This window comes from Colwellia sp. MB3u-45, from assembly GCF_014077005.1.
In the GTDB taxonomy this organism is placed as follows: domain Bacteria; phylum Pseudomonadota; class Gammaproteobacteria; order Enterobacterales; family Alteromonadaceae; genus Cognaticolwellia.
Map to the genome: position 1 here is coordinate 49,481 of NZ_JACGVC010000042.1, position 14,409 is coordinate 63,889.

The following is a 14,409-nucleotide window of genomic DNA, read 5'->3' on the forward strand; positions in this document are numbered from 1 at the left end:
TCAATGTTAAAGCGCTAGATTAAACATTTAGCTTAGATGTATTTAACTTTCAATGCGTTGATAAATACTAGGGTGCAGAGGTAGTGATAATGCCTTATTAGCTAGCTAGCTTAAGCAGTAAGTCACTTACTTCGGTTAACTTTTTGATGCTAATGGCTTAATAAGAGGGACGTTTAACGAGTGAATAAAGTTTTAATACTCTTGCTGTTGAATAAATAATAAAAAAGCCATCAACTTAATGTTGATGGCTTTTACTTTTATAGGTTTTGAATTAACAACCTAGCTATGAAACTATACTTTTTTGCGACGAGTAAATAACATAGGTGTTAGTAGTAGCATTAACCAACCGAATGAACCACTTTCTTTCTTATTAACAATTGAAGCTGACGCCGCTGTTGTATTAGTGTTGCCGTTTCCATCATTAACCGTTAGTTGGAAAGATACTGTTTCATCTTTCGATACTTTTGGCGCTACAAAGGTAAATGATGCAGCACTTGCATCAAAGCCAACAGGCGTACCTGAAAGTTGAACCCAAGAATAGGTTAATGCATCAGCATTAGCATCTGAAGAGGTTGAACCATCAACAGTTACTGAACTTCCTTCTATTGCTGTTGCAAACCCTGTAATTAAAGCTACAGGAGCCACTTCAACCACACCAAACGTATAAACAGACTCTATTGCATCACTGCCTAAAGTGTTCGTTAGTCTAACTTCATTATCCATACTTGCAGTACGAGGAATTAAGTCAAAACCAACTGACAACATTTCAGTTGACATGCCAACAGCACGAGTAATTGTCCAAGTAACAGTGTTATCTGCAACAACACCATCGTTATTTACGTTTGCTATTTCCTGACCTGAAGTGACTTCAGCAACTAGCGTGTAAACTTTATCACTGTTAGTGAAGTTAGGAGCAATGTTGAAAGCTACAGGATGTGCTTCACCTGGTGTTATTGTTTGCACACCATTTTCTAGCTCATCCGATACACTTTCTACAACATCTGGTTCACCTAATGTGATTGACCAAGGTAATACGATATTACTACCAGCATCTTTTAATTCAATCAAGCCAGCTATATTTTCTGCGCCTGTCCAGCTTAGTGTTAAGTCGAAATCTGCATTATTTTGAATTACCGATGTAGTGACAACTTCACTAATTGAACCGTCAACCAATTGCGTTGTAGACACTTTTACATCGACAGCATCAGTGGCACCAGGTGCAGATGGTGTGTAGGCTCTTGCTACAACCAAATAATCCCCAGCCGGTAAATCTGTTAAAGATACCATTTCATTAGAGCTACTACTAAAGCTACCAGCAAGGTATGTGCCGTTGCCATCATATATTTCTAAATCAGCATCTGGCGCCTCATCAGAGATCATCGAAAATACAGCTAAAGGTATAATTGCATCAAAGGTAATTGAAAATAAATCAAAATCACCATCTGTAACCGCTAATGTACGCTCTTCAATGACTTTCGCTTCGTATGTTGAAGCAGTTACTGTGCCTGTCAGGTTTTTGGCTTTCAAACCTGTGTAAGTAATAGAACCATCAGCACGGTTGGCAACAACAGATGCTTCTGCAGGCAGGTTATTACCTGATACTTGCACCATTACGGGTAATCTAGCACTAGGAATAGCTTCAGAAGTTAAGGTCACGTCACCGAAGTTCCATGCACTTACTTCAGCTTCGCTAACGTCAGAAGTCACTGTAATGGTTTGTGTTTCACCCGCTTTAATATCGAAGCTTGTTGGTGTAACGGTTAACGCCATTTTACTCACAATTGGAGCTTCTACAGTGCCGGTAGTTGGTGTGTTTGCTGTAACTGTCCAATTTGCATCTTTAGTTGCTGTAAATGTACGAGTCCATGAACAGGTATCGATACATTTAGTGTTAGACATTGAAGGGATGTTTAATGATGAAGGAACACCTGCAACAGCAGGGTTTGCTTTCATGTAGTTAGCAAAAGTTTCATCCATGATTAAACCAGTATCCGTTGCTAAATTAACACGAATGCTACCCGACCCCATATCAAATACATCAGCCGCAGTTTCACCATCTTCTTTACGAACATCAGTAACAGCAGTCAACATTAATGCTGAACGAATATTATCAGGTGTCCATGTTGGGTGAGCTGATTTCAATACCGCACCTGCACCTGCAGTATGTGGAGCTGACATAGAAGTACCTTGCAAGAAGGCAAAATCTGCAGGAGCTGTGCCAGTTACATCATGTCCAAATTGTTGATCTGAATAGGCAGCATAAATAGATACGCCAGGCGCTGTCACTGATGGCGTCATGATATCCGCAACAGTGTTGTTAGGACCGCGTGACGAGAACTCAGCCATATCATCAGCTTGACCAATTTTAAGCTCACCTTCTGCAGCTGTAATGGTTGCCATGTGGTCTGAGCCACTTTTTAACCATGTACGTAAAGCGTTACCGCTGGCACTATCGATATGAATACCTGGAACAACATAAACATCATTAGCTATGCTATTTGAACCGCCATCAATATTGCCAAGTACAAAACCACCAGAACCACCTGCAGCAGCATTAATTGCTTTAGCAACACGAGCAATTTCGCCGCGGTCACATACAACGATTTCGCCACTAAAAGTATCCGCAGGGAAAGGTTGTAAACATTGTGCAGAATCGCCATCAGGGTCGTTGCTGTTAGTGTAATCACCAGCCCAAACGATACTTGCTGTAATACCACCAGAAGCACTTTTACCTTCAATAGCTGCTAGATCTGTATTACCACCAGTAAAGTCACCAATTTCTTTATCAAAAGCCACTTCACGACCGTGGGTTGAGGCACCAACAACGGTATACCATGGGGCACTTTTAGGGGTTGTATATGCATCTGGTCCACTGTTACCTGCGGATACTGCAGAGAATATACCTGCTTCTTGTGCCGCTAAAAAGCCAAGTTCTGTTGAACTTCTCCACGGATCACCACCACCACTAATTGAATAGTTAAGTACATCTACACCATCTGCTAATGCGTCATCTAGTGCTGCAATAATCGCTGCACCAGGACAACCTGAATAGGTATCACCTTGGTCACCAGCGTTACATATTTGGTAAGCTACAATATTTGCGTGCGGAGCAACACCTGAAATTTGACCGAACTCGAAACCTGTTGTGTTTATGCCATCGCCTTCGGCTTTACCTGTTTCTGCATCAACTAAAGGAACATTTTTTAAAATATTGCCACCGGCTGTACTTGCCGTGTGAGAACCGTGTCCACCGTAATCTTCACCGTTTTTGGCTGGTGGAGTATCACCAAATACAGCAGTATCATCATAGTTATCTGTAACCACTGAGTATGAACGCACACCAATTAACTTATCATTACACATTGACGCGAAATCACCGGCACAGTCACCAACATAAACGCCAGCGCCCCATGGATTTATGTGATCATAACCATCACCGCCAACATCAGCGAAGGAATCATGATCTGAATTTACACCACTATCAATTACACCGATTATTACGCCTTCGCCCATATTCGTTGCTGATGGGCCTTTACCTTCCCATACTGTTGTTGCACCGATATGGATTGGACCTGTATCAGTGTCCATGTGTTCCATGCGCTCACGCTCAACAAATGCAACACTGCTTAACCTTGATAGTTTCGCTGCTTGTGCTTGTGTTAGGCGAAGAGCCATGCCATTTAAGGCATTTTTATAACGGTAAACAACTTCTGCTTTTTTTCCTATCTTACTAGATGCTTGCGCCAGGAAGTCTTGTTGCTTAGTTTCAAGAAAATTAGCATATTGAATCGCTTCTTTTGACTTCGTGTCCAAACGCAACGCATCACGAACTTGTTGAGATGACATTTTGCTTTTTGCTAAATTAGCATATAAATCTTTTTTAGCTATTTTAGGGTTGGTTGCTGCAAGACCAGTAATACTGCCATCATAAGTAGCTAATGCCATATCATTTAAACGAACAATGTAAGTGTATTGGCCTTGAGCTAAATCAGCTTCAAAAAAGAATTTCTTAGCAACTGGGCTGTTTACAGCACCTTTGCTATGTGTTGTTGAAGCAATTATTTGACGAGCATCATTGATACTTGCCATAGAACTTAATGATGCGGTCATTATTGCTGTAGAAACAGCTAATGCGACTTTATTTTTCAATGATAATCTCCTTTACGCTTATACAAGCGCATTTTATTATATTTAACTGATACAAACTTTAGCCGTTTATATTCAAATTAGGTTGCATATTTATTCTTAATTGATTGTATATAAAAACAATTTAAGAATTCTAAAAATATGAAAATTTAATATACCATGTGTAAATTAAATGTAAATTTTTAGATTTAAAATATTTACTTCATTATTATCATCAGCATTTAAAGTGGCAAACAGTGCCTACAAAATATTTATTTAATTTTTCTTGTGTTTGAAAAACACACGTCTTTAGGCTGACAATTAGTCGGTAAGTTACTTTGTATTTTTGTTTAACGCTAGAGTTTGAGGGATTTACTTTACTTTATTTTTTGGGGGGCTTTAATAATCAAATGCGGGCTGTGGTAATATTTTGATTGAAATCAGTAGGTATGTTTAAGAAGTTGTGTAGGGACATATAGCTTTTAATTTTGATAGCCTACGAGTAATTCGTAAGCTAATCAGAGGGTGAACTTAGCTTAGACTTACTTAATGGGTTGTACCGTCAATAAATTGTGCTAATTGAGGACGCTTAAATTCATAAGTGGTCAGACAATAATCACAAGTCATCGAGACACTACCTTGCTCAACAATAATACTTTCAAGTTCGCTCGGTTCAATTTGAGAAATGGTATTTAAACACTTTTCTTCTGAGCAACTACATTGATAGCTAACGGCTTGTGGCTCAAAGAGTCTAACCTCTTCTTGATGATATAACCGGTAAAGTAAGTCTTCGCTAGCTAATGAGAATATCTCTTCAGATTTAATCGTATTGGTTAGTTGGCACAAGTGCTCAAAATCGGCTTGTTGTTGCTCTTTATCATCACCATCAGGTAGTAATTGAATTAAGGTGCCTGCTACTTGCGAGCTTTGCTCATCACTAAATAGCCAGATTTTAGTGGGGATTTGTTCTGAAACATCAAAGTAGTGTTCTAAGCATTCGGCCAAGGTATCTTGCTCAAGCGCTACAACACCTTGATAAGGTTCGCCATTGTTCGGCCGAATAGTGATGATCATATTGCCTTTACCGATAAGGTCTTTCAGCGCTGTTGCATCGGTTTCGCTCACCATACGTGCAATACCGCGCATTTCTTGGTGATTACTGCCATTTACGGCTAAATATCCTATTGGGCCATCGCCTTGAAGTTGTACAGCGATTTCACCTTCAAATTTTAATGTTGCCGTTAATAAGCAAGTTGCTGCCACCAATTCACCTAACAATTGCTTTACGCCCAGCGGGTAGTCGTGTGCAGCAACAATGTCTTGGAAGGTTTGGCTTAAGTTAACCAATTCGCCTCGAGCATGTAGGTTGTCAAACAAATAGCGATTTAAGATATCTTTTTGCATGGTCACTGTTTATATCCTTTCTTTTAATTGCCGAATTTGTCGACGTTGTTTCTTATCTGGTTTAGTGTCACTGGCTGGGCTGAGCAAAATACCCTGCTGGCGAGCTAAGTTGTTTTTCTCACGGGTTTTAACGCTTTCAGGCGTTTCTTGATAAAGTGTTTGAGCAAAACTTGCATCTCGGCGTTTATCCGCCAAAGCAATGACCAAAACATGTTTTTCTTCAAAACCTTGGCGAATGGTAACGCGATCACCTAAAACCACAGCTTTGCCTGATTTACTGCGTTGGCCATTATAGAATACTTTACCGCCATCGATCATCTGTTTTGCAATCGCTCGGGTTTTATAAAAGCGCGCTGCCCACAACCACTTATCTAAGCGGGTTGACTGGGTATCGTTTGTCTCGATAACGTTAGGTTTGTTCATTGTTTTGTTTATATCCCGTGCAGGCATTATAAATTGGCGAAAGTTAACATAACGGTAATGTTTACGCTAGTTAGAATGCATTTGGTTACATTTTTAAGCTTATACTAGGTCATTAAATAAGGTCATTAAATTATTGTTCACCTTTATTGCTTAAAATACACTAAGACAGCGCCGGTTATGTTTAGTTTGAAGCAATGAACACTTACCCTGATTTACTTTTGCTGTGCGCAACTAGATCACAAACATCATGAAAAATGGCATAATTATAGGTAAAAAATAATATGACGTCTTGTTGCCAGACGTTTGGTCAAGTATCATCAAAGTGACTTTAAATTTCCAGATAATAAAAAATTATAAAAAATGACATTATCGAATAACCTATCAAACGCTTTTGAGCAGCTTGCTAAGCTGCCGCAACAAAAAATTACCCAAGTCATTATCTTGGTGTTGCTTAGTTATATTGCCTTTCTCTTTGCGCAAATAACTTGGCTTGGGTTAGCAAAGAGCGATCATAATGCAAACTTAACACTTAATGATTTATCGTCTGTTTCAGTAGCGCCAAAAGAACAAGTTCAGGTAAAAGCCATTCAAGTACTGAATCTTTTTGGTGTTTTTTCTCAGCAAAACGTAAATCGTGTTGAAGAGGTTGTTGAAGACGCGCCAGAAACACGGCTGCAACTCATTCTAACCGGTGTGGTTGCCAGTACTAACAAAGCGACTGCCGCGGCCGTAATAGAAAGTGGTGGAAAGCAAGAAACCTATAGTATCGGTGAAAATATTAAAGGCACTCGGGCCGTGCTAGAAGATGTTTTTCACGATCGTGTCCTGTTAAAAGTATCAGGTGGCTTAGAAACCTTAATGTTTGAAGGCTTAATATTTGATAAAAACATTAATATTATTAAACCACGTTACAACCAGCAATCTGTGACGCAGCCAACAGAAAATACCAGTCAAAAGTCTTCACCTGATGATTTTTCACCCACCAATATTGTTGATCAACGAGATAATAAAGCGCTAGCGCAAGTGACCAAGTCGCTGCGAACAGAATTGGCTAGCGACCCCGGTAACATTACTGATTACCTAAAAATCTCTCCTAAACGAGAAAATGGTAAAATTACCGGCTATCAATTAATGCCGGCAAAAGATCCAACTTTTTTTCAAAGTGCGGGTCTTAAGTCCGGTGATGTTGCGGTACAAATGAATGGTTTCGATTTAACCGCGCCACAAGAGGCAGCTCAAGCGCTACAATCTTTAAAAGAACAACGCGAAGTTTCGCTGTTACTTGACCGTAATGGTGACATAACAGAAATACTCTTCAGTATAGACAATTAGAATAAAAGGAATAATAAATGCGCAAATTATTAAGCGCGCCTTGGTATAAGCGAAGCTTTACCGGGGTTGTTACTGCAGTTTTACTCAATAGTGTTTTGCTTTCTGCCAATATTAGTGCTGCAGAATATTCGCCCAATTTCAAAGGGACAGAAATTGGGGAATTTATTAATATTGTCGGTAAAAACTTAAGAAAAACCATGATTGTCGATCCGAACGTACGCGGCAAAGTGAATGTTCGTAGTTATGACTTATTAACTGAAGAGCAATATTATCAATTTTTCCTAAATGTTTTAGAAGTTTATGGTTTTTCTGCCGTATCAATGGACAATAATATTGTCAAAATTATTCGAAATAAAGATGCAAAAACCTCATCTATCCCAGTAGTTGGTAATGAAAACCCCGGTGCAGGTGACGAAATGGTTACCCGTGTGGTTGAAGTTAAAAACGTCACAGTTCGTGAGCTTACGCCATTGCTGCGCCAATTATCAGATCAAGCTGGCGGCGGCAACGTGGTTAACTATGATCCTGCCAACGTTATTATGTTAACGGGCACCGCAGCTGTCGTTAATCGCTTGGTAAAAATTATTGAACGGGTTGATAAAGCGGGCGATCAAGACGTACAAATCATTAGTCTTAAATATGCATCGGCTGGCGAAATGGTCCGTATCATTGAGGCAATGAACAAATCTGGCCAAGGTCAAGGCTCTGCTACACCGACTTTTTTAATCCCTAAAATTGTGGCTGATGAACGCACCAATAGCGTTATTGTTAGCGGCGAAGTCAAAGCACGTGAGCGTGTGGCAAGATTAGTGTCGCGCTTGGACAGTGAATTAGAATCGAACGGTAACACACGGGTCTATCATTTAAAGTACGCAAAATCTGAAGACATGGTGAAAGTACTTCAAGGGGTTAGTGAATCTATTGAAGCAGACTCCTCTACAACAACTTCATCATCGCGAAAAAGCAACACACGTAATGTCAGTATTGACGCTCATGAAGATACAAATACTTTAGTTATTACCGCCCAACCAGATATGTTGCGCTCATTAGAAGCGGTTATTCGCCAGTTAGATATTCGTCGTGCTCAAGTGCTGATTGAAGCGATAATTGTCGAAGTATTTGAAGGTGACGGTGTCAACTTAGGCGTGCAATGGTATAGCGAACAAGGTGGTGTTACTCAATTTTCAAACGGCGTTGCACCGATTAGTTCTGTGGCCGCGGCTGCAGAAGCGGCTCGCTCAACTCCCGGAACAAAAGGTTCAACAGTCACATCAGAAAGTGGAGCGGTTACGGTTAATCCTGATCAAGCCGATACTAAAGGTGATTATAGTTTACTGGCCCAAGTATTAGGCTCTGTTAGTGGCACTATGTTCGGTATTGTGAAAGATGACTGGGGCGCGATAGTCCAAGCGGTAAGTTCAGATACCAATTCAAACTTATTGTCTACGCCAAGTATTACTACACTAGATAATGAAGAAGCTTATTTTATTGTTGGTCAAGAAGTGCCTATTATTACTGGCGCGCAAACGGGCAGCAACAATAGTAATCCCTTTCAAACGGTAGAGCGCCAAGAAATAGGCATTAAGTTAAAAGTAACACCACAAATTAATGAAGGTAGCGGTGTGCAGCTAACCATTGAACAAGAAGTGTCTTCGGTCAGTGGTGCTACGGGTGTTGATATCTCAATCAATAAACGTGAAATTAAAACCACCGTGATGGCTGATGATGGCGCAACCGTTATTTTAGGTGGCTTGATTGATGAAGATGTGCAAGAAAGTGTGCAAAAAGTACCTTTACTAGGCGACATTCCATTTATCGGCCACTTGTTTAAATCCACCAGTAATACCACGCGTAAGCGTAATTTGATGGTGTTTTTACGGCCAACTATTGTCCGTGATGGCAAGTTGATGAATGACCTGAGTAGAGAAAAGTACAACTATATTCGCGCGCTAGAAATTCAAAAGAAAGAAGCGGGTCTTGAATTAATGTCGGGTGAGAAGTTGCCTATTTTGCCAAAATGGAATGATCAATTGGCATTACCACCGTCGTTTGACGAATACATGAAAAAGCGTGATGAAGAAAAGTCATCTGCTGAAAACGAATAGCCATGAGTGACATTGCCCCACAAACACAAGTGCTTGTTAACGCAAATGAACAAAGTGTTGCCAGTGAAAACACCTTAGCATCTGATGCGTCGTCAACGATTGCCGTTAGTGACATTTTGAAAGATGAAAATGTTCGCTTTCGCTTACCCTTTGGTTTTGCTAAGCGCCACAGTGTGTTAGTGGCAAATGACCATGGTGTATTACGTTTAGTTTGCACTGACTTGCTCAGTGCTAATATTTTGTTGGAAGTACGTCGTGTACTCAAAGCCCCTTTTACCCTTGACGTAAAAAGTGCTCAAGAGTTTGAACAATTGTTAACCATTGCTTATCAGCGCGACTCATCAGAAGCGCAACAAATGATGGAAGACATTGGCAACGAGGTTGACTTATATTCCCTTGCCGACGAGATGACCGAAACCGAAGACTTATTAGAAAACGAAGACGATGCACCGATTATTAAACTGATCAATGCCATGCTCAGTGAAGCCATTAAAGAAAACGCTTCTGATATTCATATTGAAACCTTTGAACAAGCGTTGCAAATTCGCTTCCGTGTTGACGGCGTATTACGTGAAGTGTTAAAACCTAATCGTAAATTAGCCTCATTACTTGTTTCACGTATCAAGGTGATGGCCAAACTCGATATTGCGGAAAAACGTATTCCTCAAGATGGTCGTATTTCGTTAAGAATAGCGGGTCGAGCCGTAGATGTGCGCGTTTCCACCATGCCAACAGGCCATGGCGAGCGTGTGGTTTTGCGCTTACTAGATAAAAACTCAACACGTTTAGACTTAAAAGACTTAGGCATGAGCGATGGTAATCGAGCACGTTTTTCTGAATTAATTGAAAAACCCCACGGCATTATACTGGTTACCGGGCCGACAGGATCAGGTAAAAGTACCACTTTGTATGCCGGCTTAAGCCAAATTGATAGTAAAGAACGTAATATTCTCACGGTTGAAGATCCCATCGAATACGCTATTGAAGGTATCGGACAAACACAAGTTAATACCAAGGTGGATATGACTTTTGCCCGAGGTTTACGCGCGATACTTCGCCAAGATCCCGACGTGGTTATGGTGGGTGAAATTCGAGATTTAGAAACGGCCCAAATTGGTGTGCAAGCAAGTTTGACCGGACATTTAGTCTTATCTACCTTACATACCAATACAGCGGCAGGCGCGATAACGCGTATGGAAGATATGGGTGTTGAACCTTTCTTACTTTCATCAAGTTTGTTAGGGGTTTTAGCGCAGCGATTAGTCAGAACCTTATGTCCGCATTGCCGCGAATGTAGCACTCCATCAGCGGAAGAGCGCAAGTTATTGCAACTAAGTGACGACGATACCGCGCCAATATACCGATCTGTTGGTTGTGAAGATTGTAACTTTAAAGGTTATCGGGGCCGAACCGGTATTCATGAACTGATTGTCGTTGATGAGAAAGTTCGTGCATTAATTCATAACGGTAAAGGTGAGCAAGCGATTGAAAAATTTATTCGTAAATCGACACCCAGTATACGCCGTGACGGTTTTGATAAAGTCATGCTTGGCGAAACCACGATTGAAGAAGTATTGCGTGTTACGCGCGAAGACTAACAGTCGACTCACTAAGTGCCGAACTAAGTACCGAACTAAGTATAGATAAATTGTAAATTATGGCAGCATTTGATTATCAGGCGGTAGACAGCCGAGGCAAAAATAAAAAAGGGGTTATCGAAGGCGATACCCCTAGACATGTGCGTAATTTATTGCGCGAACAGGGCTTAATGCCGATTGAGGTTACGCCCTGTCTGCAAAAAAGTAAGCAAGAAAGTAAAAAGTCTATTTTTGCTGGCGGTAAAAAAATATCAGCGTCGGAGCTGGCATTAATCACACGGCAACTATCAACCTTAGTTGAATCAGGCTTGCCGATAGAAGAATCCTTGATGGCTGTTGGTGAGCAGTGTGAAAAAATTGCTATAAAAAGCATGATTATGGCGGTGCGTACAAAAGTCACCGAAGGCTATGGCTTAGCTGAAAGTATGGCGGAGTTTCCGCAAATCTTTAATCACTTATTTCGCGCTATGGTTGCTGCGGGTGAAAAATCAGGCCACCTCGAGAAAGTATTAGACCGTTTAGCGGATTACACCGAAAAGCGACAACAACTGCGCTCGCAGCTTATTCAAGCCTTGGTATACCCGGTTATTATGACCGTAGTGGCCACTGGCGTTATTGCTATATTACTGACCGCTGTCGTACCAAAAATTGTTGGCCAATTTGAGCACATGGGCGCTAATTTACCCGCCACTACCCAGTTTCTCATTGCCAGTAGTGACTTTTTACGTGACTATGGTTTAGTTATTGTGCTGATTGTCGTCGCACTGATGTTACTTTGGTCGCAACTGCTGAAAAAGGCCAGTTTTAGGTTTGCCTATCATAAGCGTTTTCTTGCCATACCTGGCATAGGTAAAGTAGCCAAAAGTGTCAATACCGCAAGATTTGCTCGTACCTTGAGCATTTTAACCGCGAGTGCCGTTCCTTTATTAGAGAGTATGAAAATATCGGGTGAAGTACTCGACAATTTATATATTAAGCAAAGTGTTAAAGAGTCAGCGGATAAGGTCAGAGAAGGAACAAGTTTACGGGTGTCATTAGAGCAAACTAAACTGTTTCCTCCCATGATGCTACATATGATCGCCAGTGGCGAAAAAAGTGGTCAGCTTGAGCATATGTTAGGTCGAGCTGCAGATAACCAAGACCGTGAGTTTGAGGCGATTATTAATATATCATTAAAAGCATTTGAGCCCGCTTTAATGGTGGTAATGGCCGGTATTGTATTATTTATCGTGATGGCTATTTTACAGCCAATTCTTCAGTTAAATACGTTAATAGGAAATTAGAAATGAAAGCAGTAAGAAATATTCGAGGTTTTACCCTGTTAGAAGTTATGGTCGTTATCGTCATTTTAGGCATTTTAGCCAGTATGGTGGTGCCTAATCTACTTGGCAGCCAAGAGCGTGCCAATATCCAAAAGGCGGTGTCAGATATTAATGCGTTGGAAACGTCTTTAACCATGTACAAAATGGATAATTATCAGTACCCAACTACAGAGCAAAGCCTAGAAGCCCTAGTCACTGAAACGGATATAGAGCCAGCGGCACGTCGTTTTCCACAAGGCGGTTATGTTAAGCGTTTACCTAACGACCCTTGGGGCAATGAATATCAACTACTAAACCCCGGGGAACATGGCGTTATGGATGTATTTTCTATGGGACCTGATGGTGAACCTGGTACAGACGATGACATTGGCAACTGGAATCTAGGCGATTATCAATAATCAGTCGCCTAAATTATTGACTCACTATGAAGCTTAAAAACGGCCATCTGCCTAAAGATAAACATCGCCAGCAAGGTTTTACCTTAATTGAAGTGATGCTAGTGATCGTGTTAATTGGCGTGATGGTTTCTGCAGTACAATTTACTTTTTCTGGTAATAAAGCGGAACAACTATTAGAACAAAACAGTATCCGTTTTGCCGGCGTTTTTGATGCCGCAGCAGAATACGGCCTGTTAAATAATATAGAGTTAGGCTTGTTTGTTGAAAAAAACACTTATCAATTTCTTGGCTATGACGGTGTTAGTTGGTCGCCGATTGCCAGTAATCCTATGTTTGAGGTCTTTACTTTACCTGAAGGGATAGAAATTACCTTGCAGCTCGATGATCTGCCTATTGAAGAACCCTTGCTGTTTGATTCGTCGTTATTAATTAATGAAGACCAAGACGATAACTTTACTGAAGAAGAAAAGAAAAAAACCATCCCTCAAGTGTATATGCTCTCTGGCGGTGATATCACCCCTTTTAGTTTAACCTTTTCATTGGCAGAGTTTGCTATTGATGGCGATGAAAACATCAGCTTTAAAGTGTCTGGCATTTATACCACACCATTAACGATAGAAGGGCCATTAGTTAATGCTAACTCTCGTTAACCTTAGTTTTCATAAACTGGCAAAAGGTTTTACCTTGATTGAGGTAATGTTGGCGATGGCAGTGTTTTCAATTGCCGGTATTGCTATTTTAGGTACGGCAGATACCAACGTGCGAAACTTAGGTTATTTAGAAAGTAAAATTATGGCGAGTTGGGTGGCATCGAACCAGTTAGTTGAAGTCACAGTCAAGAGTGCATGGCCACCAAAAAACAACAAAAAGGGTAAAGTAGAGCTAGCAGGGCAAACATGGTTTTGGCAACAAAAAGTACTTAAAACAACGGATAAAGACATGCGTTCGATTGTTATGCAAGTGCGACTTGATGAGAAAGAAACTTCAGCATTAACCAGTTTAACCACTTATGTTTCTAAGCCTAACCCATGAAAATTGCTATCATTAAACATAGTTTTTTGAAAAAAACCGTTAGCTTTATGCCAAAGCGCAGCCAAGGCTTTACCTTATTAGAAGTGCTGATTGCGATTGCGATTTTTTCAGTGATCAGTATGGCAAGTTTTAGTATTTTTGAAACCGTGATTAACAGCGACGCAGCAACCAAAGCACGCACTGATCGTATTAACGAACTGCAGCGGGGTTTTTTAATTATCGAGCGTGATATGTTACAAATAGCGCGACGCAGTGTTCGTTTAAACGGTGAAGCACCCCTGAGCGATTTTCTACATACTGACAACGACAGCTTCACTAGCAGTGAACAAGCTATCGCCTTTGTTCGTCATGGTTGGACTAACCCTGGATTACTCTTACCGCGCAGCGATATGCAGTCAGTAGCTTATCAACTAAACGAAAATACTGTCGAGCGAGTACACTTTAACTTTGTTGATGCGGTGTTAGGCGAAGTACCAAAAGTCAGGCCATTAATATCGCAGGTAGAAAAACTAAATTTCGAATTTTATGATGGAAAAAAATGGCAAGAAACCTTGCAAGAGAATACCTTACCTATGGCGATTGCCATTGAAATAGACACCACAGACTATGGCATAATTCGTCGCCAATTTATCGTTGCCGGTGATAACCTGCAAGATAATGGGGGCTAGCA

11 protein-coding genes are annotated in these 14,409 nt (G+C 40.7%); 8 read left to right on the forward strand and 3 right to left on the reverse strand.

Translation table 11 applies throughout. The features are described 5' to 3' along the window. Positions 1-291 precede the first annotated feature (291 nt). The 3 genes from H4J41_RS04575 to hslR form a co-directional block, all read right to left on the reverse strand. The gene (locus H4J41_RS04575; RefSeq protein ID WP_182137439.1) at positions 292-4,149 is read right to left on the reverse strand and encodes a S8 family peptidase; all 3,858 of its coding nucleotides are present in this window, start codon (positions 4,147-4,149) and stop codon (positions 292-294) included. A 522-nt stretch (positions 4,150-4,671) separates the two neighbouring features. Then, entirely contained in the window at positions 4,672-5,529 is an 858-nt protein-coding gene (gene hslO, locus H4J41_RS04580) for an Hsp33 family molecular chaperone HslO (RefSeq protein ID WP_182137438.1), read from the reverse strand. A 9-nt stretch (positions 5,530-5,538) separates the two neighbouring features. Next, a complete protein-coding gene (hslR, locus tag H4J41_RS04585) occupies positions 5,539-5,952 on the reverse strand; it encodes a ribosome-associated heat shock protein Hsp15 (RefSeq protein WP_182137437.1) in 414 nt (137 codons plus the stop codon). Positions 5,953-6,312: 360 nt separating this feature from the next. On the opposite strand from hslR, the gene gspC reads away from it, so the two are divergent. Genes gspC through gspJ form a run of 8 tightly spaced genes read left to right on the forward strand, consistent with a single transcriptional unit; the run spans position 6,313 to position 14,407 of the window. Then, positions 6,313-7,284 (forward strand): type II secretion system protein GspC, encoded by a 972-nt coding sequence (gene gspC / locus H4J41_RS04590; protein WP_182137436.1) that lies wholly within the window; start codon positions 6,313-6,315, stop codon positions 7,282-7,284. A gap of 17 nt (positions 7,285-7,301) precedes the next feature. Further along, the gene (gene gspD, locus H4J41_RS04595) at positions 7,302-9,389 is read left to right on the forward strand and encodes a type II secretion system secretin GspD (protein WP_182137435.1); all 2,088 of its coding nucleotides are present in this window, start codon (positions 7,302-7,304) and stop codon (positions 9,387-9,389) included. A gap of 2 nt (positions 9,390-9,391) precedes the next feature. Further along, complete coding sequence (gene gspE, locus H4J41_RS04600) at positions 9,392-10,987, forward strand: type II secretion system ATPase GspE (RefSeq protein WP_259364516.1); 1,596 nt, start codon at positions 9,392-9,394, stop codon at positions 10,985-10,987. 59 nt (positions 10,988-11,046) lie between these two features. Beyond that, entirely contained in the window at positions 11,047-12,270 is a 1,224-nt protein-coding gene (gspF, locus tag H4J41_RS04605) for a type II secretion system inner membrane protein GspF (RefSeq protein ID WP_182137434.1), read from the forward strand. Positions 12,271-12,272: 2 nt separating this feature from the next. Next, positions 12,273-12,707: a type II secretion system major pseudopilin GspG gene (gene gspG, locus H4J41_RS04610; protein WP_182137433.1), complete on the forward strand. Its 435-nt coding sequence runs from the start codon at positions 12,273-12,275 to the stop codon at positions 12,705-12,707. 26 nt (positions 12,708-12,733) lie between these two features. Continuing rightward, positions 12,734-13,357 carry a type II secretion system minor pseudopilin GspH gene (gene gspH / locus H4J41_RS04615; protein ID WP_182137432.1) on the forward strand — a complete coding sequence of 208 codons (624 nt, stop codon included), beginning with the start codon at positions 12,734-12,736 and terminating at the stop codon, positions 13,355-13,357. Then, positions 13,341-13,739 carry a type II secretion system minor pseudopilin GspI gene (gene gspI / locus H4J41_RS04620; RefSeq protein ID WP_182137431.1) on the forward strand — a complete coding sequence of 133 codons (399 nt, stop codon included), beginning with the start codon at positions 13,341-13,343 and terminating at the stop codon, positions 13,737-13,739. Before gspH ends, gspI begins: the two co-directional genes overlap by 17 nt. Further along, positions 13,736-14,407, forward strand: a complete 672-nt coding sequence (gspJ, locus tag H4J41_RS04625) for a type II secretion system minor pseudopilin GspJ (RefSeq protein ID WP_259364517.1) — start codon at positions 13,736-13,738, stop codon at positions 14,405-14,407. Before gspI ends, gspJ begins: the two co-directional genes overlap by 4 nt. The last annotated feature ends 2 nt before the right edge of the window (positions 14,408-14,409 follow it).